Origin of the sequence: Dickeya oryzae (assembly GCF_020406815.2) — a bacterium.
In the GTDB taxonomy this organism is placed as follows: Bacteria; Pseudomonadota; Gammaproteobacteria; order Enterobacterales; family Enterobacteriaceae; genus Dickeya; species Dickeya oryzae.
On the sequence record NZ_CP162670.1, the window covers coordinates 1,403,033 to 1,427,342 of the forward strand.

General features: G+C 53.4%; 24 protein-coding genes. 14 read left to right on the forward strand and 10 right to left on the reverse strand.

Annotated features, from left to right (window positions below; translation table 11 throughout):
- Positions 1–77 precede the first annotated feature (77 nt).
- A complete protein-coding gene (locus LF929_RS06085; RefSeq protein WP_226092722.1) occupies positions 78–1,349 on the reverse strand; it encodes a maltoporin in 1,272 nt (423 codons plus the stop codon).
- A gap of 267 nt (positions 1,350–1,616) precedes the next feature.
- Between LF929_RS06085 and LF929_RS06090 the strand changes: the two genes are divergently transcribed.
- Positions 1,617–2,690, forward strand: a complete 1,074-nt coding sequence (locus tag LF929_RS06090) for a LacI family DNA-binding transcriptional regulator (RefSeq protein WP_226092723.1) — start codon at positions 1,617–1,619, stop codon at positions 2,688–2,690.
- 167 nt (positions 2,691–2,857) lie between these two features.
- On the opposite strand, the gene LF929_RS06095 is transcribed toward LF929_RS06090, so the two are convergent.
- The 3 genes from LF929_RS06095 to LF929_RS06105 all read right to left on the reverse strand — a co-directional run bounded on the left by LF929_RS06095 (position 2,858) and on the right by LF929_RS06105 (position 5,443).
- The gene (locus LF929_RS06095) at positions 2,858–3,046 is read right to left on the reverse strand and encodes a YjfB family protein (RefSeq protein ID WP_019844956.1); all 189 of its coding nucleotides are present in this window, start codon (positions 3,044–3,046) and stop codon (positions 2,858–2,860) included.
- Positions 3,047–3,511: 465 nt separating this feature from the next.
- The gene (locus LF929_RS06100; RefSeq protein WP_012884037.1) at positions 3,512–3,988 is read right to left on the reverse strand and encodes a WbuC family cupin fold metalloprotein; all 477 of its coding nucleotides are present in this window, start codon (positions 3,986–3,988) and stop codon (positions 3,512–3,514) included.
- Positions 3,989–4,303: 315 nt separating this feature from the next.
- Positions 4,304–5,443, reverse strand: coding sequence for a cupin domain-containing protein (locus LF929_RS06105; protein WP_210174125.1), 1,140 nt, complete (start codon positions 5,441–5,443; stop codon positions 4,304–4,306).
- Positions 5,444–5,672: 229 nt separating this feature from the next.
- Here LF929_RS06105 and LF929_RS06110 point away from each other — a divergent pair, with 229 nt between their 5' ends.
- The 3 genes from LF929_RS06110 to LF929_RS06120 are packed head-to-tail and all read left to right on the forward strand — an operon-like array spanning position 5,673 to position 6,861.
- A complete protein-coding gene (locus LF929_RS06110; RefSeq protein WP_210174126.1) occupies positions 5,673–6,002 on the forward strand; it encodes a metalloregulator ArsR/SmtB family transcription factor in 330 nt (109 codons plus the stop codon).
- 6 nt (positions 6,003–6,008) lie between these two features.
- A complete protein-coding gene (locus LF929_RS06115; RefSeq protein ID WP_226092724.1) occupies positions 6,009–6,440 on the forward strand; it encodes a YeeE/YedE family protein in 432 nt (143 codons plus the stop codon).
- Between the two features lie 10 nt (positions 6,441–6,450).
- Positions 6,451–6,861, forward strand: coding sequence for a DUF6691 family protein (locus LF929_RS06120; RefSeq protein ID WP_038908625.1), 411 nt, complete (start codon positions 6,451–6,453; stop codon positions 6,859–6,861).
- A gap of 96 nt (positions 6,862–6,957) precedes the next feature.
- Here LF929_RS06120 and LF929_RS06125 read toward each other — a convergent pair whose 3' ends face one another.
- The 3 genes from LF929_RS06125 to LF929_RS06135 all read right to left on the reverse strand — a co-directional run bounded on the left by LF929_RS06125 (position 6,958) and on the right by LF929_RS06135 (position 10,733).
- Complete coding sequence (locus LF929_RS06125) at positions 6,958–8,496, reverse strand: diguanylate cyclase (RefSeq protein WP_226092725.1); 1,539 nt, start codon at positions 8,494–8,496, stop codon at positions 6,958–6,960.
- Between the two features lie 506 nt (positions 8,497–9,002).
- Positions 9,003–9,896, reverse strand: coding sequence for a proline iminopeptidase-family hydrolase (locus LF929_RS06130; RefSeq protein ID WP_226092726.1), 894 nt, complete (start codon positions 9,894–9,896; stop codon positions 9,003–9,005).
- 84 nt (positions 9,897–9,980) lie between these two features.
- Positions 9,981–10,733, reverse strand: a complete 753-nt coding sequence (locus tag LF929_RS06135; protein ID WP_210174131.1) for a LuxR family transcriptional regulator — start codon at positions 10,731–10,733, stop codon at positions 9,981–9,983.
- Positions 10,734–11,002: 269 nt separating this feature from the next.
- On the opposite strand from LF929_RS06135, the gene LF929_RS06140 reads away from it, so the two are divergent.
- From LF929_RS06140 to LF929_RS06160, 5 genes are read left to right on the forward strand one after another with little or no spacing between them, the layout of a single operon-like run.
- Positions 11,003–11,941: an ABC transporter permease gene (locus LF929_RS06140; RefSeq protein ID WP_210174132.1), complete on the forward strand. Its 939-nt coding sequence runs from the start codon at positions 11,003–11,005 to the stop codon at positions 11,939–11,941.
- Positions 11,938–12,783 carry an ABC transporter permease gene (locus LF929_RS06145; RefSeq protein WP_226092727.1) on the forward strand — a complete coding sequence of 282 codons (846 nt, stop codon included), beginning with the start codon at positions 11,938–11,940 and terminating at the stop codon, positions 12,781–12,783. The genes LF929_RS06140 and LF929_RS06145 overlap by 4 nt, the downstream gene beginning before the upstream one ends.
- Complete coding sequence (locus LF929_RS06150) at positions 12,780–13,763, forward strand: ABC transporter ATP-binding protein (protein ID WP_226092728.1); 984 nt, start codon at positions 12,780–12,782, stop codon at positions 13,761–13,763. Before LF929_RS06145 ends, LF929_RS06150 begins: the two co-directional genes overlap by 4 nt.
- Positions 13,760–14,797: an ABC transporter ATP-binding protein gene (locus LF929_RS06155; protein WP_226092729.1), complete on the forward strand. Its 1,038-nt coding sequence runs from the start codon at positions 13,760–13,762 to the stop codon at positions 14,795–14,797. Before LF929_RS06150 ends, LF929_RS06155 begins: the two co-directional genes overlap by 4 nt.
- Complete coding sequence (locus tag LF929_RS06160) at positions 14,778–16,292, forward strand: ABC transporter substrate-binding protein (protein WP_226092730.1); 1,515 nt, start codon at positions 14,778–14,780, stop codon at positions 16,290–16,292. The genes LF929_RS06155 and LF929_RS06160 overlap by 20 nt, the downstream gene beginning before the upstream one ends.
- Before the next feature lie 207 nt (positions 16,293–16,499).
- Here the strand turns inward: LF929_RS06160 and LF929_RS06165 are convergent, their stop codons facing one another.
- From LF929_RS06165 to LF929_RS06175, 3 genes are all read right to left on the reverse strand, one after another.
- Positions 16,500–17,303: a pyrroline-5-carboxylate reductase gene (locus LF929_RS06165; protein WP_210174137.1), complete on the reverse strand. Its 804-nt coding sequence runs from the start codon at positions 17,301–17,303 to the stop codon at positions 16,500–16,502.
- A 2-nt stretch (positions 17,304–17,305) separates the two neighbouring features.
- On the reverse strand, positions 17,306–18,484 hold the full coding sequence (locus LF929_RS06170; RefSeq protein ID WP_226092731.1) for a M20 aminoacylase family protein: 1,179 nt from the start codon (positions 18,482–18,484) through the stop codon (positions 17,306–17,308).
- A 122-nt stretch (positions 18,485–18,606) separates the two neighbouring features.
- Positions 18,607–19,308 (reverse strand): GntR family transcriptional regulator, encoded by a 702-nt coding sequence (locus LF929_RS06175; RefSeq protein ID WP_038908617.1) that lies wholly within the window; start codon positions 19,306–19,308, stop codon positions 18,607–18,609.
- 548 nt (positions 19,309–19,856) lie between these two features.
- On the opposite strand from LF929_RS06175, the gene LF929_RS06180 reads away from it, so the two are divergent.
- From LF929_RS06180 to LF929_RS06200, 5 genes are read left to right on the forward strand one after another with little or no spacing between them, the layout of a single operon-like run.
- Entirely contained in the window at positions 19,857–20,984 is a 1,128-nt protein-coding gene (locus tag LF929_RS06180; RefSeq protein WP_226092732.1) for an ABC transporter substrate-binding protein, read from the forward strand.
- 48 nt (positions 20,985–21,032) lie between these two features.
- Positions 21,033–21,926 carry a branched-chain amino acid ABC transporter permease gene (locus tag LF929_RS06185; RefSeq protein ID WP_038905107.1) on the forward strand — a complete coding sequence of 298 codons (894 nt, stop codon included), beginning with the start codon at positions 21,033–21,035 and terminating at the stop codon, positions 21,924–21,926.
- Positions 21,919–22,806, forward strand: coding sequence for a branched-chain amino acid ABC transporter permease (locus LF929_RS06190; protein ID WP_038905106.1), 888 nt, complete (start codon positions 21,919–21,921; stop codon positions 22,804–22,806). The genes LF929_RS06185 and LF929_RS06190 overlap by 8 nt, the downstream gene beginning before the upstream one ends.
- Entirely contained in the window at positions 22,803–23,582 is a 780-nt protein-coding gene (locus tag LF929_RS06195) for an ABC transporter ATP-binding protein (protein ID WP_226092733.1), read from the forward strand. The genes LF929_RS06190 and LF929_RS06195 overlap by 4 nt, the downstream gene beginning before the upstream one ends.
- Positions 23,579–24,298 (forward strand): ABC transporter ATP-binding protein, encoded by a 720-nt coding sequence (locus LF929_RS06200; protein WP_210176510.1) that lies wholly within the window; start codon positions 23,579–23,581, stop codon positions 24,296–24,298. Before LF929_RS06195 ends, LF929_RS06200 begins: the two co-directional genes overlap by 4 nt.
- Positions 24,299–24,310: the final 12 nt, after the last annotated feature.

Consider the following 24,310-nt stretch of genomic DNA (forward strand, 5'->3'; position numbering starts at 1 on the left):
TCCTCAAAACATAGCGCTAAACGTTCAGATAACAATGATGAAAAAACTACCGGAGAAGGGAATATTCCGGGGGCTGGTTACCACCAGGCCTCCACCTGTACGCCAACGTTCCAGGTGTTATTCGCCGTACCGTCTTTGAACGGCTTGCCATCCTGACTGTCGTTGAGATAAGAGGTGTAAAGCCGTAATTCTGGTCGTGACATAAATGCCGGGCCTGCCGCCAGTGCCAGCGCCAGCGTATATTTCTCACCGCTTTGTTTAAATGCGGTGCCGTTCTTGAAGTTGTCTTTTTGGGTAAAGGCACCCACTTCACCAATACCGCGCACATAATCGGTAAACTGGTATTGCAAACGCCCTACCAACGACAGCAACCGGGTGGTATCCGTGGCTTCATTGATGTGGTTAGCCGAGCCCCAGGTCAGTACATGGTTGAATGACAGCCGCTCGGTGAGAGGGATAAGACCTGTGTTGATCGCGCGATAGCCGGTAGCGCTGTTAACCTGGTTCCACATGTCATACCAACCGCCGCCCTGCGACACCATGTTTTGCGCCAGCCCTTTATTGGCATACTGCAACACCACCTTGTTATAGCCGCCCAGCATGTCCTGACTGATTTCACCGGTCAGCATGACGCCGTTGTCTGCATCGTACAATCCGCCGTAGTCTTTCTGTTTTTTGGTGGCGTTGGGCATGGCATAGTCGATACCCAATTCGGTCCAGGCACCTTTCCAGGGTTTCAGCCCGGCATAGCGCACATCGGCATAATTGATGTTGACGTTACTGTTGCCGTTGATGCGGTCATCCACGGCGTTGGCGTCGCCACGTATCCAGGCAACGGACAGCGCCCCCGGGCCCAGCGTATAGTTTTCGATCCCGGCACCCGAGCCGGAAATATTCCAGTACTTGGTATCGATAATGTGCAGGTCGTGACGCTGATAGTAGCGTTTTCCACCCCAGATCATCGCGTTAGGATCGCCGGGGACCAGCCCTTTTATTTGCAAATTCAACTGACGCAGGCCGAACTGCGCATCATTGCCGACGGTGGTTTCGTTATCGTTAGAGCCATCTGACACCATACTGACCATGCTGTCGACGTAGAAACTGACATCGTTTTTCTTGTACACCTCTGAGCCCAGTTCCACTTCGCCGTAAGTATCGTTTTCGTTACCCAGGCGACCAACTTTGTTTTTCTGCCATTGTGCCATGCCACCATCATTGGATACTCCCACACCACCACGCAGGTAGCCGTGAAAATCGATGGGGACGCTGGTGGCCTCTGCTGCCAGCAAGGCTGGAGAGATCAACATGGCGGTGAGTGCGGTAGAGACAGTAAGGAGTTTGGTGTTCATGATGGCCTCTTGTTGTAATGTATTACGTTCACATTTATGGGTAGATAAAATGCTTAAGCGTAAAACTGAGCAACGATTTCGTTGGTTTATTGTGATTTAATGCAAATAAATCATTTTGTTTTGTAATGATTGGTGAGGTCTGTCACGAGTTTTTGTTATGTGAACGTAATACTTTTATGTGATTTGGTCAGAATGGCATTCCGGGCATGGTTTTTTCGTTGAGGCAGCTGTTACAATCCCGCTAAAACCACGACGGAAAACCCGATCATGAAGTCGAAAAGCGCTACGTTAGAGGATGTTGCCCGCCATGCGGGTGTTTCTTATCAGACGGTATCGCGGGTGCTAAATAAATCTGCGAATGTCTCCGAGTCCACGCGCCGCAAGGTAGAGCAGTCTATCGAGTTGCTGCGTTATGTACCTAACCGGCTGGCTCAGCAACTGGTGGGTAAGCAAAGTATGACGGTGGGGCTGGTGACGACATCGCTGGCGCTGCACGCACCGTCACAAGTCGCCGCAGCGGTGAAAAGATACGCAAATATCGAAGGCTATCAGGTACTGATCTCGATGATTGATGAGAACGTCAATCATGGCATTCAGGATTCTATCAATGAACTCAAGTCACAGCGGGTTGATAAGGTTATCATCAACGTGCCACTGGAAACGGAAGAAGCGCAGCGTATCGCCGAGGACAATGACGACGTTTTGTGCCTGTTTTTGGATGTGGACCCCTACAGTTCCGTGTTCAACGTGTCGTTTAACCCGGCGGATGGCACACGGGCCAGCGTGAAGTATCTGTATGAACTGGGGCACCGTGATTTTGCGTTACTGGCGGGACCCGCCGGTTCAGTTTCCGCAAGGCTGCGGCTAAAAAACTGGCTGGAAACGCTGGAGGGATACGGCCTGACGCCGACAACGGTGATGCATGGCAACTGGGATGCACAGAGCGGTTACGCCAGCGCATTGCAGATGCTGCGTGAAACGCCGCAATTCAGCGCGGTTCTGGTCGCCAACGACCAGATGGCGCTCGGCGTATTGAGTGCCTTTCATCAAAACCAGTTGACCATTCCCGGCCAGAAATCAGTGATTGGTTATGACGGGACTTATGAAAGTTCGTTCTTCCACCCGGCGTTAACCACCGTCTCGCTGGATCTCGACCTGCAGGGCAAGGAAGCGGTTAACCGCCTGCTGAATGCCGGTGACACTGACGTTCAACGTTCGTCCTCCATTCTGCCTGCCAGGTTGGTTATCCGTAACTCTACCGGCCCGCGTATTGATGAGCAGCGCGATTTGCAGCAAATCGCCGAAGAGTTGCGGTTGATTGCGCATCGCTTGAGTCAGTAAAAGGCGTTGTGCAAACAACGGTAAAAATCTGCTGAGAGTAAGAAGTAAGAGCCGGTGGGAACAAAAACTGGCAAGAATAAAAACCCGGCGAGCGTGACTCGCCGGGTTTGCAAAATCAGTCTTAACGGGAACCCCGTACTGCCGCGTTCCTGATAAGACAACCGGGATTAGGCGGTGGTGTTGATATTACGCCCGATCGCCGGATTGGCAGGTAATTGAGGGATGGACTGGACGAGGCTGGTCACGGTGTCTTTCTGATTATCCAGAGATTTTTTAAGAACAGCAGTACCGATCTCGCTGCTAAGCTGCATGTTATTCAGACCAGTGGAAAGCGATGCAATCTGTGATACATCCATTGTGGTTATCCTATGGTTGTGCTGGAAGAGGGCCGGTACAGCAATGAACCGCTCTGTGTAAATGAACTGCTCTGCGTACCGACGTGACGTCCATCAATACGGTATCCATTCGCATACCGATGCACTGGTGCAATATCACACCAGCGTCTTTACGGTATCGGTCTTTTTTGCTCAAACTTTAGGCTAGCAGGTTCTGGACATGACTGCCGCTCTTTTCGTCATATTAGTCGTATTAGCTCAAACTTGACCTGACAGTATTTTCTGGTAGTGCACAATCAAATCAGACCGTCGGTTTTGAGCGAGGAGCGGAAGTTGGCGCTAAAAAGATGACTACCGATGCCGTGTCGATTCAGATAAATAAAAATGAGAATCAGCGTCTGAAGATCACCAGTGCCTCTGCATTTTCGGCCACACAGTGGTGTTTTTTGGAAAAGTCATGTAAAGGCACTCCGCTCAAAGCAAAAATTACAGGGTAAAACCACCATCACCCACTTGCGCCAGTGCATACCATTTCATCAACTCAGCCGTTCCCGGCTCGTTTTCGGCGGGTGCCCATGGGGCCATATCTTGCTCAGCTACTGGCTGGTAACCCCCGTGTTTTACCTCAAAAATAACGCCTCCTTTATCCATCGACAAAACTGCATGCCAGGTCCCAGCATCCATTTCCAGCACCTTGCAGTCTTCACCTAGCACAACGCGGTGGGTCACGTTGCCTTCGTCATCAAAATTCAATACCAAAAAGCGTCCGATGAGGGATGTCAGCAGCTCAAAGGTGTGCGGGTGGCGGTGAGGGCGAACATAGGTACCCGGTTCCATAGCGATAGCCAGGCGCTGAACAGGATCGCTCAATTCAGGGTGGAGATTACGATGAGCACGTAAGCGAGGGGAATTTTCAGCCTGTTCGCTTTGTTCTTGTAGATCACTGAACGTAATTTGTTTCATATTAGCCTTTGTGAATGTAGGTCGCTCACAGTAACCCGGATGCCGTGAGGTTTTATGCTATCAATATCTTTTTAATCATTAGCGTTTCAACTTTCCAAAGCAGAAACAGGATTTGTTACTTTTACTGAAAAGAGCTTATCAATTTTCGCCTATGTATCAGATCATTCATTGCATGGTGTCAACGGGGTATGTTCTGTTCTTCGGTGAAAATTACATATTATCGATAGTAATGTCCGCTTTGGCACAAAGCTGCCTGTCAGCTTAAGTCATGCTTTGTGCCGTAAAAGTGTCAGATCTGGTCGCGACTAATAGATATTAGTCGTCGTCTGCGACGTCATCGTCGAAAAACCAGTAACCCTGATTGATCAGTCCGGTTAATTCCGCCACGAAGGCCGGGTTGTGCAGCGCGTCACCCAGTTCTTTTTTACCGATAGTGGTGTAGCGGCACAAGGCATCGGCTGCATCCGGTGCGACGGTATCGAGTTCTTCACTATTAATAAAAAAATGGTTCCCGATATGCAGTACCCGTAGTCCGTTTAAGCGGGTCAGCACTTCACCGGCTTGCAGGGCATCGGCAATTTCATCCGGTTCGTAGGGGGGTTCCGCTGGTGCGATATCCAACTCGTGGCGCGGCGTGCTCGCAAAGCGACCAAACCACTGTTTAAACGCTTCCGGCTGATTGATCACCTCAATCATCATATTACGCAGGCGATCAAGCTCATACTCTTCCACCCGCCCTGGGTGTTCCCGGCAGGTTAAGTCTGGGTCGCTGTAGTGCTCGCTGCCGAGGTCGTGTTCCAGCGCATAGTCTGCAAAGCTGCTGATCAAATCTCTACCGTTCGGCCCACGGAAACCAACCGAGTAGTTGAGTGTGGTTTCGAAGGTGAAGCCATCGTGCGGGAAACCCGGCGGAATATATAAGATGTCGCCCGGTTCAAGCTCTTCTTCAATAATTGGCGTGAACGGATCAACGTGCAGCAGTGCCGGATGCGGGCAGAACTGGCGCATCGGCAATTTATCACCGACCCGCCAGCGGCGGCGGCCCATCCCCTGAATAATAAACACATCGTACTGGTCGATATGCGGCCCAACACCGCCACCCGGTACAGAAAAGGAGATCATCAAGTCGTCTAAACGCCAGTCCGGCAGTACGCGAAACGGGCGCACCAGCTCGGCAGACGGCGCATGCCAATGGTTAACCGCCTGCGCCAACAATGACCAGCCGGTTTCCCCTAAGTGATCAAACTGCTCAAACGGCCCGTTCCATGCCTGCCATTGGTTATTCACATGGCTGACGATGCGGCTATCGACTTCCGGCTCCATCGCCAGACCTGCCAGCTCATCCGGCGTAATCGGATCGATGAAATTCGGGAAGGCATTTTTTAAGACAACAGGTTGTTTCTGCCAGTATTTTTCTAAAAATTCGGGCCAGTTAAGGTTAAGCTGATAAGCCATACATTCACACCAGTGAGAAGACAAACGGGCCTGATTATAAAGACGCTGGATGCCCGGTCGCCTTGTCATGGGTCAAGGTCGTGTGTTTGGGCGGTTATCATTGTGAATGTGTTGGTGAGAGCGTGACCGCTATCACGGCGTACAACGTCATGACAGGCGGTCACCGCGGTTGAAAGAATAATGAATAAAAATATATTATATATAATTGTATATTGATGAGGTGTCAGCTATGCTACAAACCGGCGATCAGACGTTACCCGACGACATGAGAAAGGCAGCCCAAGCGGCGGCGGATGTGCTGCGTGGGCTTGCTAACGATGACCGCTTACTGTTGATGTGCCAGCTTACCCGTGGGGAAGCCTGTGTGGCTCAGTTAGAGGAGCGATTGGGCATACACCAGCCTACGTTGTCGCAACAGTTAGGCGTGATGCGGCGTCTGAATCTGGTGACGACACGGCGGGAAGGCAAACAGATTTTTTACCGCATCGAAGATGAACGGGTACTGTCACTGCTCAACACGCTATATACCCTGTACTGCCCTCAGGTAGAGGATGAGTAAAACATCATGATCAATCTTGAACAATTCACGCCATTGCCCAGTTTAAGCGGCGGGTTGCTGATTGGTATCGCGGCCAGTGTACTGGTTCTTTTTTGTGGCAGAATCGCCGGCATCAGTGGGATTCTGGTCGGCGTGTTGCCCGAAAAAGGAAAAATAATCGAGAAATGGCGGCTGGCGTTTCTTGCCGGTCTCATCCTCGCTCCGCTGTTGTATACCGCGTTCTTCCACCACCCAGACGTTACGCTCAGCACTTCTACGCCGGGATTACTGTTGGCCGGTTTTCTGGTGGGGGTGGGAACACGACTGGGTTCGGGATGCACCAGTGGGCACGGTGTCTGCGGGTTGTCCCGTTTTTCTGTTCGTTCGCTGGTCGCCACCCTGGTTTTTATGGTGGTGGGTTTCGCGACGGCCACATTAATCGGCTATTTTCAGTGGTAAGGATAAGACGATGACTCTTCTGGTGTCTTTTTTCTCCGGCCTGATCTTTGGATTTGGGTTACTGATGAGCGGAATGGCTAACCCGGAAAAGGTATTGGGTTTTCTGAATTTATCCGCCGCGTGGGATCCCTCACTACTGTTTGTGATGGTGGGGGCTATCGCCGTCGGTATTGTTGGTTTTTCGCTGGCAAAGCGACGCAAGACGGCGCTTCTCGGCATGGACATGGCCTTACCGAAAAGTAAAACAATTGATGGTTCGCTCATCACCGGTGCGCTGCTATTCGGAGCCGGGTGGGGGATTGCCGGTATTTGCCCCGGACCGGCGCTGGTGCTGGTGGGTGCAGGTTATACCAAAGGAATGCTATTTACCCTGGCGATGTTGGGCGGCATGGGATTTGCCGGGCTGATTAAGCGTTCTTGATGAGGGGCTATTTTATAAAATATCCCGTGTTTTGGTGAGCCACCATATACCCACATGCACATGTTATTTAGACAGCTGATTGTTTCGGCAACTGAGTTATGTTTCATCAAAGACTTTTTTATCTTCGGTCAGAATATGTTCGATACAGAGCTCATAGATAAGAAACTGTGAAATAGCATCAAGCTCCAGATTTCCTCTTGAGAATAAATCAACCAGATAATCTAATCTGTTAATCAGGCTTTTGTGCTGTTGATGATGTTCAGCTCTGTCTGGCGATTCTCTATCTGATGATATCGATTTTTCCTCAAGAATGAAGTGAGCTAACATGGCTTCCCGCAGCCGTGCAATATAATTCAGTAACTGCGCTTTACTGTAATCCCGGTGGGCATACGCTGCCCATTCGTTAGTGAGGTTGATGAGGTTGACATGGTCACCGTCAATATCATTTAGCCCCGTTGATAATTTATCAGACCAAATGATTACTGGTGCACTCTTCTCAAATTGAATCGGAGCATCAAATAATGCCTTATTTTTCCCGGTTATTTTTGCATCATACAAAGCACTGTCTGCACGATCAAACCAGCTACTCCATGTATCCGTGCTTAGACAAAGAGATAAACCAATACTCACACTCAGTCTTCGGTCAGGCAGAGATACCTCATTATTCACTGTGTGGCATAAGTGGTTGGCAATATTGTGCAACCCGGAAAGCCCCGTGTTGGGGAATATAATCACCAGTTCCTCACCACCCCATCGCCCTATAATATCTGTATCCCGCAATTGGGCCCTGCACACGGCAGATATCTTAGTTAATATCTGATCGCCAACAGCATGTCCATAGACATCATTGACCTGTTTAAAATTATCAATATCGATGATTGCCAGCGCCACAGGTGTGCCATATCGTTTCAGACGGCCCATTTCATAAGCCGCGACTTCATCAATTTTACGTCGGTTCCAAAGGCCGGTTAATCCGTCTTTCAGGATTAACTCCATATTTAAGTAATCGGTCCGTTCTTTTGTCATGAGAATAAAACCAACGGAAAGGCAGATCACTGTAATCAAAACAGAAACATAGAGTACTATCTGCGATATATCTCCTGAATAGAGACCTTTTATATCTTGTGAACGTAATAAAGCAAAAAAGACGCGATACGTCAGTATCAGCATGTTGGCCAGAATGGAAAAAAGAACTAAATATTTCCCTCGCCCCTTTATCTGACGCCAGAAACGCGAGAGCGCATAGGTAGTCATTAGCTCGATGCAGACATAAGCTGATGAGTTATAAATAATACGGGCATCTTTACTGTCTTTGTAAATAAATGAAATTAACGTCACATATACAATCAGGAGTAGTTGAATTTTGGATGGGGGCGGAATTTTTAGGAATTTATAGATTCCAGCCATCCACATAGAAATACTGATTGCAATACAGGTTTCGCCTGCCCAAACGAACAGGCTACCGTAACTCGCAGCGGTAATGAAAAGGAGATATCCAGTACCATGTGCAATATTAGCGAAAGAGACATGATATAACCCGGATTTTCGCTCCGAGGTTGACGCTAATGAAATGGTTATCCCAAAAGTGAAGTTAATGACAACAATAAGTAAAAAAATTGTTTTAACGTCCAGCATTAATCACGACCCTAGTATTGAGGAAAGATTAATATTCATTAATTATTTTAATGTAATCTGTGTGTAAGCTATTTTAGTTTATAAGTATTATCTGAAAATAACTACGAATAGAAAGTAAAAGATTATTGCCACAAAGTATTACGTTTAGAAGGGATATCAGGACATGAAATCACAGCAGAAAAAATTTCGGGGGTTATGATAAAACGCTGTAAATAATTCCGTGTAACGGCCACCTAGGTATGGGCAGCATTATGAAGTATGGATGGGGGCTCAACTTGTCATCGAACAAAAAGAGAAAAGAGCGGTAATTTATTGAGATACTCGCCATGACACCGCTGGTGGTTGCTAATCCTGACGCGGCGAACAGCATACCTTGCTTATTGGCTCTCAGCCCTGTTTGCTTTTTCTCATAAGGAATGAACTAAGCGCCTTACGGCGCTTACGCGTACAAACACTATCTGTCTGGTACCATCCATTCGATACAACCCACCTGGTGTTCGCAACCATTAACAACACTGCGTCAAAAAATCACTGACGGTCTGCATGCACAATGCCCGTTCTTCGACATGGGGCATATGGCTGGAGGATTCGAAAATGACCCATTGTGCACCGGTAATCTTGTCCATAAACGGCTGCACGACCTCGGGTGTTGCTTCATCATAGCGACCAGAAATCAGCAATGTGGGTACGCGTACTTGTGGTAAACGGTCAATAATCGTCCATTCTTTCATGTTGCCGATAACGTGGAATTCCGTCGGGCCGTTCATCGCGTGATATACCGTCGGGTCGGCGTCCATGGCGTCAAAGGTGCGCTGCACTTCCGACGGCCAGGGTGAGAGCCGACAGACATGGCGCTGGTAAAATACCTGGCTGGCTGCTTTGTATTCAGCGCTGTCCAGCGTGCCTGCCGCTTCGTGCACCAGCAGTGTCTGTTGCACATCCGGCGGAAGCTGCGCGCGCAGTTTCGCCGCGCCTTCCAGCCACAGCGCCATTGAGGCCGGTGAGTTGGCGATAATCATCGCTTTCAACCCTTGCGGCTGGGTGACCGCATGTTCTGCTGCCAGCATTCCACCCCAGGATTGCCCCAGTAGCGCGTAGTTGTCGGCAATCTCCAGTGCCTGCAACAGATGATTCAGTTCGTCGAGAAACAGCGAGGGCTGCCAGAAATCGGGGCTTTTCTCCGGCAGATGGGTGGAACGTCCGTTACCTAATTGATCGTAGTGGATCACGGCGCGCCCGGTTGCGGCGATATCTTTGAACGCATCAACATAATCGTGAGTGCAGCCGGGGCCGCCGTGCGCGACCACCAACGGCGTCTGACCGTTGTGCAGATCGCCGCAGATGCGAAACCAGGTCTGATATCCCCGGAAAGGGACATAGCCTTCTCGAATGGTGTACATGAGTGACGTTTACCCTGTTAAGTGAAGTGGCTTTCAGGTTAGAACGTCACTGCTTGCGCTGAACACTAGCAAAAATGCTAGTTATTAACTGTCCAGCAAACGGTAATGCAACGCCCGGACAACAGCCTGCACGCGGTTGGTCGCGCCGAGCTTTTTCGCCGCCGTATTCAGATGCAGCGTGACAGTCGCGACCGAGCGGTGCAGCTTGCGGGCAATCTCTTTCGCCGTCAGTCCTTCGGCGGACCACGCCAGACATTCGCGCTCGCGGTTGCTCAGTTTGACATGGCGGCAGGTAAGCATTGAGGCGTCAAACAGCGGGAACGCCGACTCCTGAAAGCGGTGCGCCAGGAAGGTCAACTGCGCCAGCGTTTCGCTGATATCCCGCTCTTCCCGCTGGTCGGTCACAATGCCGGTCAGCGTGACAAAACCGCCATTGGGCAGATGCAGCGGTACGGTAGCGCCGCAGGGCATGTTGTTATCACGCATGTAGTGCGTCACTTCTTGCGTGTTCTCATCCAGTCGCCCCTGCAATGCGCTGCGATCCGGGCGTTGATAAGACCAGACAAATGGCGCGCAACTCCCCAGCGCAAAATGCTGAACCGGATCGACCTGATAGTAGCCACGCTCGCACCACAGCCCGCGCATATCATCCGGCACATTGCGCATCTCCAGCAGCGATGGCGTAATCAGCGCGCCTTCCAGCGAACGCGGCACCGGTGTGTAGTCGTAAATCACCGCATCAAAACCCAACGCCTGCGTCCGGGCAAACAGCCCGGCAAAAGCCTCTTCAAGCCTGGCGGCGTTGGTTGCACCAGGGCTTTCGATATCAATACGCATAATGAACTCCCCCAAGGTAAACGGTGCCATGCCACGGGTACGGTTTGTGCAATTTCCCCGTGGCTTCGCCAAGGCATGCAATTCCGGTGCCGTCCTGCGAGAAAGGTAAAACTAGTATTTTTGCTAACTACCCAGCCCTGAATGATGTCGTTAGCGTAAAGAAAACGCCTGATAACGCTGACCAGGCGCAAATTGATGACACAGGGCTGCACTGTGGCGGAGCGATTTTTTTAACCCTTAACCACCGTATGCACCATGGGAGTTCGCTGATGCATCGTTACCGTTTTCTGTTATTTCGACCCTTGCAACTGCTGCCCGTACTGCTTGGGATCAGCATCATTACCTTCGCGATGGTACGGGCTATCCCCGGCGATCCGGCGCGCATTCTGCTCGGCGTACACAGTACGCCAGAAGCACTGGCGCGTATCCGTGCGCAGTTCGGTCTCGATGAACCATTATGGGTGCAGTACGGCTACTTTCTGCGCAATTTATTACAGGGGGAGCTGGGCAAATCGATTGTCTACCGCGTTGATACCCTGAAGCTGATCAACTCACGTCTTGAACCGACATTGTGGCTAGTGTTTGGCAGCGTGCTGCTGGCAGTGATCCTGACCATTCCTCTGGCCTCGCTGGCGGCACGGCAGCGCGGGCGGGTGGCGGATCAACTGATCCGTCTGTTCACCACCGCCGGGTTAGGGTTTCCGGCGTTCTGGCTCGGCATCATGATGATCATCATTTTTAGCGTGGTGCTCGGTTGGTTCCCGGTCTCCGGTTATGGCAGTGATTTTGCCAACCAACTGCACCATATGGTGCTGCCGTGCCTGACGGTAGCACTGGCATTATCAGCAGTCCTGATTCGTAACCTGCGCGCTAGCCTGCTGATGGAAATGAGCAGTGATTATGTGGTGGCGGCGAGGGCGCGGGGCCAGCGTGAAAACCGTATCTTCTGGCGTCACGTGTTGCCCAACTCACTGGTGCCGACGTTAAACCTGCTGGCGGTGAATATTGGCTGGCTGATTGGCAGCACGGTCGTGATTGAGAGCGTGTTTGCCATTCCGGGGCTGGGCCAGTTGCTGGTGAAAGCGATTTTTAGCCGCGACTACATGGTGGTGCAGGGCGTGGTGATGGTATTTGCGCTGGCAACGGTGGTGGTCAATTTGCTGGCCGATGTGCTGACCGTAGCGCTGGATCCGAGGGTGAAGTTATGAGTGCGCTCAGCGTGATTTCCGGGTTACGCCGCCGGGCGATCCCACGCCAGCACGCGTTGCGCGCCGGGATAGTGATTGTCGGTCTGTGGTTGTTTATCGCCCTGTTCGCTCCGTGGCTGGCACCGTTTGATCCCATTACCCAGGATGCCACATCGAGCCTGCTTTCCCCCGGCGGCGCGCACCTGTTCGGCACCGATAACTTTGGCCGCGATATCTTCTCGCGCGTGCTGTGGGGCGCGCAGGTGGATCTGCAAATCTGCCTGCTGGGGGTTATCTTCCCGTTTCTGCTCGGCACCACGCTCGGTGCGCTGTCCGGTTATCTCGGCGGCGTGGTGGATGCGGCCATTATGCGGCTGATTGACATCGTGCTGGCGTTTCCTTTTCTGGTACTGATGCTGGCTATCATCGCCATTCTCGGGCCGGGGCTGGGCAGTTTCTATATTGCGATGGCGATGGTCGGCTGGGTCTCTTACGCCCGGCTGGTGCGGGCGCAAGTGCTGACGCTAAAACAGCGGGATTTTATTGTCGCGGCACGCAGCCTGGGTTACAGCCACGCGCGCATTCTGTTCCGCCATCTGTTGCCGAACGCTATCACCGGCGCGCTGGTGTTCTCCATGTCCGACTGTGTGCTGGTGCTGCTGAACGGTGCGGCGGTCAGCTACCTTGGGCTGGGCGTGCAGCCGCCCACGGCGGAGTGGGGCGTGATGGTGGCGGAGGGACAGAGCTTTATCACGACTGCGTGGTGGATAACCACCTTTCCGGGGCTGGCGATTGTGTTGCTGGCGATGGGCTTCAGCCTGCTGGCCGATGGCCTTGGCGATAAACTGGGAGCGTGCGTATGACACTGCTGACCGTCTCAGAACTGACTATTACCCGCGAGCCGGATATCGCGCTGGTCGATAAAGTCTCATTTACGCTGAATGCCGGCGAGATGCTCGGCCTGGTCGGCGAGAGCGGCTCCGGGAAAACCGTGACCTGCCGCGCGTTGATGCGGCTGTTGCCCGGCCAGGGGTTAGCCATTACCGGCGGCGAAGTGCGGCTGGGCGGCCGCGACCTGTTGTCGTTAAGCGAAGCACAAATGTCGGCGGTGCGCGGGCGCGAAATGGGGATGATTTTCCAAAACCCGGCCAGCCACCTCAACCCGGTGATGACCATTGGCGAGCAGATTGCCGAAAGCCGCCGCCGTCATTTCGGCACCAGCCGCGCACAAGCGCGGGAAGATGCCAAAGAACTGCTGCGTCAGGTCGGTATCCCCGATCCGCAAAACCGCATTCATCACTATCCGCATGAATTTTCCGGCGGCATGCGCCAGCGCGCGATGATCGCCGTGGCACTGGCACCTGAGCCGTCGCTGCTGATTGCCGACGAGCCAACCACGGCGCTGGATGTCACCGTGCAGATGCAGATCCTGCGTCTGCTCAGCGACTTGCGCCAGCAATTGGGGCTGGCGGTGATCATGATCACCCACGATCTCGGTGTGGTGGCGCAAACCTGCGATCGCATCGCCGTCATGTACGGCGGGCGGCTGTGCGAAGTGGGCGGCAAGCGCGATGTGCTGGCGCAGCCGCTGCATCCCTACACCCGTGGATTAATTGATTGCCAGCCAGCCAGCGAAGGTGGGCAGGGGCGACTGGTGACCATCAGCGGCCAGCCGCCGGTGGCGGATAATTTCCCGGCCGGTTGCCGCTTTCATCCCCGCTGCCAGTACGCCAGCGCGGCTTGTCAGCAGCAGCCTGCGCTGCGGCAGGGGCGCGACACGCTGGCGCATGCGGCGGCCTGCCATCACGCATTACAACCACTTAGCCTGCGGGAGGGCGCATGACGACATCAGCAAACTGGCCCCTGTTAGAGGCGGATAACGTCAGCGTGACCTTTCCGGTTTCCGGCGGCCTGATGGGCGCCAGGCGGATGGTGCACGCCGTTAATGAGGTCACACTGAAAATTCACGCCGGGGAAACCCTCGGTCTGGTGGGCGAATCCGGTAGCGGCAAAAGCACGCTGGGGCGGGCGTTATTGCAGCTTGAGCGGGTGACGGCGGGCGAGGTGCGCTTCGATGGATACCGTATTACTCATGGGCTGAAGAGCGACGTGGCGCGGTTGCGGCTGCAAACGGCGATGATTTTCCAGGATCCTTTTGCCTCGCTTAACCCTCGCCAGACCATCGGCGACAGTATCGCGGAAGTGTTGCGTGTGCATCGAAAAGTGCCGCGCAGCGGTGTGCATGCGCGGGTGGTTGAACTGCTGACGTTAGTCGGGCTGCGCCCGGAGCAAGCGAAGGTCCGGCCCGGTCAGCTTAGCGGTGGGCAGTGCCAGCGTGCCGGGATTGCGCGCGCGCTGGCGATCGAACCCCGGTTGATTGTGGCAGATGAGTGCGTGGCGGCACTGGATGTCTCCATTCAGGGGCAGATCGTTAACCTGCTCATGGAACTGCGCGAAAAGATGGGGCTGGCGATTTTGTTTATCGCGCACGATCTGGCGATTGTGCGTCGCCTGTGCGATCGCGTGGCGGTGATGTACCTCGGGCGTATTGTCGAAGAAGGCCCCTGCGAAGCGGTGTTCACGCAGCCGCGCCACCCCTATACCGCCGCACTGGTGGCAGCTATCCCGGAAATTGACCCCGATAAACCGCTGCCCGCAGAACCGCTTGGCGGCGAACCGCCCAGCCCGTTATCCATTCCACAAGGTTGCGCTTTCCATCCGCGCTGCCCCTATGCGCAAGTGCAGTGTCGCACGGGCGCGTTACCTCCAACCCGGCAGATTGCCGATCACGCATATTCCTGTGTGTTGACCCACACAGGCGATGAGACTGTTTTTCCTTTAACCAGGAGATCTTTTGATGAAGCACAAGCATGTTAAGTTGTTGGCGGCCAGCGTTTTTCTGGCGCTCAGTGTGGTCAGCGAAATGGCGCAGGCGGCAGGCGTATTAACCATTGGCCGTCGCGAAGACAGCACCACGTTCGACCCTATCAAATCGGCGCAAAACGCCGACAACTGGGTGTTTTCCAACGTCTTTGATCCGCTGGTGCGGGTGGATAAAACCGGCACCAAACTGGAGCCGGGCGTGGCGGAAAGCTGGACCATTTCGCCGGACGGCAAGGTCTATACCTTTAAAATTCGCGACACCAAATTTTCCGACGGTACACCGCTGAGCGCCAGCGATGCCGCGTTCAGCCTGCTGCGTATTCGTGACGATGCCGGTTCATTGTGGCGCGATTCGTACAGCATTATCGATAAAGCCGAAGCGCCGGATGCACGCACGCTGGTCGTCACGCTAAAATCGCCGTCTGCGCCGTTCCTGTCACAACTGGCATTGCCGAATGCGTCGGTTATTTCGGAAAAAGCGCTGAAGGACGAAGGGGCGGAGACGTTTGCCGAAAAACCGGTCGGCTCTGGCGCGTTTAGCGTGAAAGAGTGGGTGCGCGGCGAGAAAATCGTGCTGGTGAAGAACCCGAACTTCTGGCAGGCGAAGAACGTCAGCCTCGACGAAGTGGACTGGCTGACCATTCCTGATGACAACACCCGTATGCTGAAAGTGCAGGCCGGTGAGTTGGATGCCGCGCTAATGGTACCGTTTTCGCGTATTGCCTCACTGCAAAAAGACAACAACCTGAAGGTGGAACTGGATCCATCAACCCGTGAAGATCATCTGTTGATCAACCACTCGCACGGTTTGCTAGGTAAAGTGGAAGTGCGCCAGGCGCTGGACTTTGCCATCGATAAAGAGGCGATTGTGAAGACCGTGACCTTTGGTTACGGCCAGGTGGCGAACTCCTATATCCCGGCTGGCGCGCTGTATCACTACAGCGATAACCTGCGCCGCGCCTACGATCCAGAGAAAGCTAAGCAGATGCTAAAAGCCGCAGGGGCGTCTAACCTCACGCTGAATTATCTGGTGAATGCCGGTGATGAAGTGGATGAGCAGATTGCCATTCTGCTGCAGCAGCAACTGGCGAAAGCGGGTGTGAAAGTGAACCTGCAAAAAGTCGATCCGAGCCAAAGCTGGAATATGCTGATAGCGGGCGACTATGATATTTCGGTGATGTACTGGACCAATGATATTCTCGACCCGGATCAGAAAACCACCTTTGTGCTGGGCCACGATTCGAACATGAACTACATGACGCGTTATAAGAATGACAAGGTGAAAGCGTTGGTTGCTGCGGCTCGTGTGGAAATGGATCCGAAAAAACGTGAGCAAATGTATATTGAATTGCAAAAAATGGCGAAAGCCGATGTGAACTGGATCGATCTCTATTATAGCTCTTATCGTAATGTAACTCGGAAAAACATCGACGGTTTCTACCAGAACCCGCTTGGCCGTTTCTTCCTGGAAGACACGGTGAAGAAATAATATATACTTCAAGAATGCTCCAGGCCGCTATATAACTATTTCATGCGGCTTGGAGCCATCGCTACACAGGCATATCCAAACAAGGCGAGCTGCCCTGACTGTTACACTGATGCCATTAACGGCGAACTCCCCCCTGAACATAAGGCCCAATAGCGACAGGGGCCAGTGACGTTGAAATTACTGACATAGACCAACCTTATTAACGCGTTATTTTTGACCGGAAAGCTCGGTGGTACGGCGTACCGCAGCCAGAACGCTGCTTTGCAGGCCGGCTGCGAAATCACTTTTATTCAACTCGTATAAGCCATTAATGCCGACACCCGCCGGAGAGTTATTAATATCCATCAGTTGGCGCGGATGGCGTCCGGATAACTTAAGCATTTCAACCGCGCCGACCAGGTTTTCCCACACCACCTGCGTTGACTGCGTACGGGTTAATCCGGCAAGAACACCGGCATCAGCCAGCGCTTCGACAAAGTAATAGACATAGTTGACGCCAGCGACAGCAAACCCGGTGAAGACATCAATCAGCCGCTCTTCCAGCACCATCACCTTGCCGAAACTTTCGAGGAATGGCATGACAGACGCGCTGTTGACATAAGCATTAAACGCCACGCCGCTGTAGCCCAGCCCGGTATCCGTCAGTGTATTCGGGATGATCCGCGTAATCGGGCGCGACTCGCCCAGCATGGCAGACAACTGAGCCAGCGTTACGCCCGCAATAATAGAAATGACTGACGCCTGCGGTGTTGCATGCGCTTTAATCAGCTGTGCGACACTGGCAATATCATCCTGTGGGCGAACCCCTATCACGATGTGATCCGCGGCGGCCAGTGCGGCGGGCAAATCTTGGGTATTGCTCAACCGATAGCGCGCTTTCAGCGTTTCAATTCGCTCAGGATCAATATCCGATAAGCTGACCTTATCCGGGGTTAATGTCCCGCGTTTTAAGGCGGCGCGCAGAATGGCTTCGGTCATTTGACCGGCACCAATAAAGTGGATATGACTCATAGTTAATCCTCGGAAGTAACAGAAACAGGGCCCAATGACCTCTCCACCAGCGATACCCACAGACCGATGCCGGGTGCGATAAGTTGGTCATTAAAATCGTAATGCGGGTTATGTAATGTCGCGCCCGGCGTTGGGCCATCGGCCCCCAGCCACAGATAAGCGCCCGGACAGGCTTCCAGAAAATAGGCGAAATCTTCTGCTGCCATGGATGGCGATAACTGCGTGTGCACCTGAGTGATACTAGGGACATGGCGTGCGGCATCCGCCAGTATTTTGGCCTGTTGCGCATGGTTGGCGGTTACCGGGTAACCGTATTCCCAGCGAATGTTGCCACGAACGCCAAACGGTTGGGTGAGCTGTTCGACATACTCCGCCATCAGGCTCTGGCAGCGCTCTCTGGCCGTCTGGCTCAGGCAACGCAGCGTGCCAGACACGTGCATTGTCTGCGGAACGACGTTTATCGCTTCTCCGGCCTGCAGTTGCGTCACGCTGATCACGGCGTTGTCTAGCGGAGAGAGGCGGCGCGTCGTGATCGTTTGCAATGCGGTAATCAGGTGCGCACCGGCCAGCACCGGATCGGCTCCTTTTTCCGGCATCGCCGCATGGCATCCCACGCCAGTCAGCGTGATAAAAAAGTTGTCCTGCGAAGCCATCATCGGGCCTGCGCTCACAGCCACTTCACCTACCGGCAGCCCCGGCCAGTTGTGCAGCGCATAAACCGCAGAAACAGGGAAGCGCGTAAAGATCCCTTCTTCCACCATCAAACGCCCGCCACCGGCATTCTCTTCCGCAGGCTGAAAAATAAAGTACACCGTACCGTTGAACGCTCTGGTTTGGCTGAGATAGCGTGCCGCCCCCAGAAGAATGGCGGTATGCCCGTCGTGCCCACAGGCGTGCATCGTGCCTGCCGAGGTTGAGCACCAGGCAACGGCGTTATCTTCCTGGATGGGTAATGCATCAATATCAGCGCGCAGGGCTATTGCCGGCCCTTCACCATGGCGAAGCACACCAACCACGCCAGTACCCGCGATACCGGTATGCACCTCAAGATCATATTCGCGTAGCAGGCTGCTGATTTTCGCGGAAGTATTAAACTCTTGTAAGCCAATCTCCGGGCGCGCGTGAATCTCACGTCGCCAGATAATCGCCTGTTGAATAATCTCTTCGGGAATGGCGCGCATATTTCCTCTGCATTTTCCCGGCACAATGCCGCAGCATGACGCTGTGAATAGATGACCAGAACGCATAATGTTTTCTGGTAGCGAATTACATTATTGTATTTTTTTTAACGAAAAAGAGCGGCTCAGGGTTTGCCAAAATAGATTCTGGCCAGCCCCTCCTTTGTTACTTCAACCGCGTGCTCGGCGCTCAAGGAAATATGTTGCTCAATCAGTACCACGCCTTTTTCTATATCCCGCTGACGTAAAGCCGCGATAATGTCGACATGTTCGTCATAAGCATTATTCCTGCGCACGGGCGTTTCGAGATCGATACGCCGGAAAAAACGGCTGAGTGAATTCAGGCTATCGAGCATTTCATAGAGCCGACCGTTATGGGAAATACGGGCTATCTCCATGTGGAAGCGTTCATCGATTTCCGCGATCTTCGCCCAGTCCTGCTCGGTTTGCGCCGGGCGATGCTGGCTCACTTCCTCCCAGATAGCCGTGGTCGCGGCGATCTCTTCATCGGTTGCCCGCAGGCAGGCGAAACGAAAGGTGGATTGCTCTATCACCATTCGCACTTCATACAGCTCGCGGACACCCTCCGGCGTCAGGTCGCGGGAATAAAAACCCCGGTTGGGTACAAAGTTCATAAAGCCATCTTTTGCCAGACGGTTCAGCGCTTCCCGTACCGGGGTGCGCGAGACGCCCAGTTGTGCAGCAAGCTCAACTTCATTCACCCGTTCGCCGGGACGAAAGTGGTAATCAATCGCCAGGCCTTTCACTTTCTCGTAGACCTTTTCCACGCTGTCAGCGCTACGGGATTTCTTTGTAATAGCAACCACATTATCCCCTTAATTTACCGCACACTCAGCACGAAGATAAAAATGCTGCACAGGTTGTTTCACGTAATGTTTTTTATTGATAGCACAGCGAAAAAAACAACTCAACACAAAAGTGAATACACTTCTGCTTTATTTAAAAAATACTGATTTATAAGTATTTTATATCTTATTTCTTTTTGGTATGACTTTTTCGCACCATTTTACGGCAGCATTGCACCAAAATGAATCAACATGACTTCACTTTTGCACGCAGACGTTTTTATCAATCACGGTAAAAAAGAAAGTGAAAGTTTTACTATGCGATTTTTATTATTTTAGATTTCCTTGTATTTATTCGGGAATTTGCATTCGTCTCACCTGAAATAAGCATGTGCTGTCGGGAACATCCTGGATTTCTGGCATCGTCTTTGCTTAATGCATAAGTGTATGCACTTATATATTCACTTTGGTGCGCACTTTTTTGGCATGACCAGGCAGGCTTGTGCTCGTTTGCACAGGCGACAAAACACCGGCCTCAGAAGTCGGTAACAGCAAACCGGAGAACCAACATGAAAAATCGTTTTGGGCAGGGTATGACGCTGTCAATACTGGCAGGTATGACATTGTTAGGTCTGGCGCACACGGCGCAGGCCGATGTGAACATTGGGGCGATTCTGCCCTTAACCGGCACCAGCGCCAGCATTGGTGAAGATCAGCGCCGTGGTATGGAACTGGCGGTTGAACAGGTCAATGCCCAGGGCGGCGTCAACGGTCAGCCATTACATGTGATCGTGGAAGATTCCGCTGAAAGCCCGGTCACCGGCCTGAATGCCGTACGCAAGTTAACTCAGGTTAACCATGTGCCGTTAGTGGTGGGCAGCTTTTCCTCCAGCGTCACCATTCCGGTTGGGCAATATCTGGTGAAGAACAATCTGCTGCACATCAATATTTCCGGCACCAGCACCGATATCCGCAAAATCGGCGCGACGTCCTGGAGCGTTATTGGCCTGGATTCCCTTTCCGCGAGCTTCTCGGCACAAGATGTGCGCCAGCTCGGTTACAGCAGCGTCGCCTTTATCGCCCCGGATGGGGCTTACGGGCAGGGGATGGCGGAGCAGTTCACCAAAGCGTTTGAAAAAGTGGGTGGCAAAGTGGTCGCCAAAGTGCTCTATACCAGCGGTCAGCCTTCTTATCGCCGTGAGCTGGAGCAAATCTCCCGCGCCCACCCGCAAGCCTATGTCTATACCAGTTACGGCCAGGATGCCATTGTGCTCAACCGTGAAGCCTGGGAACTGGGGCTGAATAAAACGCCCTGGTATGGCATGTATTTAACCATGGCCATTGAAGGTTCTCCGGCGCAGTACACCAACGGACAGGTTGGTATGGAAGTCGCGGGTATTGACCAGCAAGCGGCGAGCGGCAACGGCGCAAATTATGCTGAGCTGTACCAGAAAAAATTCCATGAGAAACCGCGCTCCGTATATGGCAGCTATGCCTGGGATAGCGTGATGCTGGCGGCGGCGGCAATGGATAAAGCACACAGTGCCGAACCAGCAGCGATGATCGCGGCAATGAAAACCGTTGCGCCTGGCTTTACGGGGATTACCGGCACATTAAATCTGGATGCCGATAACCAGCGTCAGTCCCAGCCATACCTGAAAGTGAAAGCGTTTAATGGCGTACCGGTTCCCCGGTAACGAGCCGCTTTATCTTGCCAGTTCACGCTACATCATCGGGGAAACACCATGCTGCAGTTTTTGATTGATACATTGATTCGCACAGCGGATTTGTCGCTGGTCGCGCTGGGATTAAGCCTGGTGTACGGGCTGGTACGGTTCGCCAATATAGCCCATATGCAATATGCCATGGTCGGTTCATTTATTACCGCCGCCGGGCTTCGTCTTGGCATGCCGTTGTCTATGGCAATCGTGTTTTCGGCAATAGTCTGCGGCATGCTGTCCATGTTGTTGCATCACTGGGTGTACCAGCCGCTGCTAAAAAGCGGCACCGCTAACGCCATGATTGGCTCGCTGGCGGTATCGATGGTGCTGATTGCACTGGTTCTCGGGGTTGAAGGATCGGCCCCGGTGAATTATTCCCTGCCAGTGGGCGAACTCTTGCAGGTGGGGGACACACGTATCTCGACCGACGAGCTCTGGAGTCTTGGCGTCACGATTTCATTGGTGGTGATGTTCAGCCTGCTGCTGTTTCGCACGCCGCAAGGGCGTGCTATCCGTGCGCTGGCCAGTAACCGGGATCTGGCGGCAGCCTCCGGGTTGAATGCCAGTGCCATTATCCACAACGTCAATCTGGTGGCCGGCATGCTGGCCGCAGTGGGCGGCAGCATGCTGGCGATGAACGCCAGCGCATGGGTTAACCAGGGCAATGACCTAATGTTGCCGGTACTCGCTGCCGCCATTCTCGGCGGGCTGGGAAACCCAATGGGCGCTATTTTTGGCGCACTCCTTATCGCGGCAACCGAAACCCTCGTTACCAATATCGACTGGAGCTGGCTGTTCGGCGGCGACTTATTGTTTATCCCGGTAACCTGGGTGAATGCCTCATCGTTTGTGATTTTGCTGCTGGCGCTGTTGCTGCGTCCTTATGGCCTGTTTAACCGGGAGGTCCGCCGTGTCTGAGTTTTTACTGCATATCCTTTGCCTTGGCGGGATCTATGCCATCGTCGCACTTGCCCTGAATTTACAGGCAGGTTACGCCGGTTTGCTGAATTTCGGTCATATCGTGTTTGTCGGAACCGGCGCTTATGCCATCGGTCTGGGAAGCAATTTCGGGTTGCCGCTGTGGCTGGTGATCCCGGCCGGGTTACTGTGTGCCATTGTTATCAGCGTACTGATGACGTTGCTGGGCCGTCAGCTCACGGCGGATTACTGGGGCATCGCCACGCTGGCGCTGGCTGAAATCATCCGTATTGCGGTCGTCAATGAGGACCGTCTGACGGGCGGCGCGCAGGGGATTGGCGGGCTGTCCGCACCCTGGTCAACCGGCGATACCGTCGCCGATACGCGTATCTTCGCGGTCATTATCTTGCTCTGCGTCATCGCAGCCACGCTCGCCAGCCTGCGGATCGGCGCCAGCCGGTTTGGTCGGGCGCTGCGCCTGATGCGCGAGCAACCTCAATTGGCTATCTGCATGGGCTATGCGCTGCCGTGGCTGAAATGCCGGGCGTTAATGAGCAGTGCGGTGATGTGCTGTCTGGCTGGCATGTTACTGGCCTGGTACACCGACTATGTCAGCCCGGATTATTTGCTCTCTTCGGAAACCTTTCTTATCTGGAGCATGGTGATGATCGGCGGCATTGGCAATGTGCGCGGCGTGCTGCTGGGCGTGTTGTTGGTGGAAGGGCTGTATAACTTTATCCCCTTCGCAAAAGATTATTTCCATATCGGCTCAGACCTGACTGGCGCTCTGCGCCTTGGGTTGGTAGGTCTGGCTTTATTACTCTGTCTGCTCACCCGCCCCGGCGGCCTGTTACCGGAAAAATTAAGGACGTTATCATGAGCCGTTTGCTTGAAGTGGCTGATATCAGCAAAGCCTTTGGCGGCAACCAGGTACTGACATCCGTATCATTCACGCTGGAGAAGGGCGAAATTCTTGGTCTGCTGGGGCCAAATGGTTCCGGTAAGAGTACGCTGCTTAATACCATTTCCGGTTTTACCCGACCGGATGGCGGCAGCATCACATTTGATGGCCACGCCATTGCTTGTCAGCCCAGTCACCGGATCATCCAGGCGGGCATTGCGCGCACTTTCCAGCTCCCTGTCATGCCGGAAAAAATGAGCGTGATGGAAGTCGTCATGACAGCGGGTACTCGTCAGCACGGCTTATTCAACGGTCTGCTGGGGCTGGCTTCCGGGCGTAAAGTCGAGCAGGAAGACAGAGCCCGTGCCCGTGAATTACTCGATATCTTGTTATTAACCAAAGTGAAAGACCTGCCTGCCGCCGCGCTTTCCGGCGGACAGAAAAAATTACTGGGCATTGCCTGCGCGTTGATGGGCAACCCAACGCTGCTGATGCTGGATGAGCCGATGGCGGGCGTGCACCCGAAATTACGCCAGGAACTGGTGGAAACGCTGGTCAACCTGAGCCGTCAGGGCATTTCGCTTTTGGTTATCGAGCACGACATGCACTTTATTAACACCTTGTGTCAGCGCTGCATTGTGCTGGATCGCGGGCAGATTGTCGCCAGTTGCCAACCGAGCGAACTGGCGCAGAACCAGCAGGTACTGGAGGCCTACCTCGGGCACAGCACCGCAACATTGCAGGAGGCGGTATGATTACCCTCGAAAACGTGGTCGCCGGTTATACCCCGGGGATTGATATTCTGCATGGTATTTCATTGCATGTTAAACAGGCGGAAATCGTGACGCTGCTGGGGCCAAATGGCTGTGGCAAATCCACCTTGCTGAAATCGATTGCCGGTTTTGTCTCCCCGCGCGAAGGACGGGTTGAAATCAATGGTCAGGAAACGGCCAAAATTCCGGTGCACCGGAAAATCCGTGAATGCGCACTCGGATTTGTTCCGCAACTGGACAACGTCTTCAACACTCTGACCGTGGCAGAAAACCTGCAAACCGGGGGACAGTTTTTAGCGCCCGGTCAGCGTAAGCAGCGGATGGCGCAACTGGCGGAACATTACCCGGTATTACATAAAAAGTGGCAATCGCCTGCGTCCGCGCTTTCCGGCGGCGAGCGACAAATTCTCGCGCTCGCCCGCGCACTGATGCCTGAACCGGCGGTACTGCTGCTTGATGAACCCTCGGCCGGGCTGTCACCGAAAATGCTGACGGAAGTGTTTAGCGCCATACAAACCATTCGCCGCAAGGAAAAAGTGACCATTTTGATGGTCGAGCAGAACGCCATGGAGGCACTGCACATTTCTGACCGGGCTTACGTACTGGCGCTGGGGAAAGTGGCGATGGAGGGCAGCGCGCGAATGCTGCAGGATGACCCCCGTATGCGCGAGCTCTATTTTGGTGGTCGTGCCGCCTGACAGGATCAATAA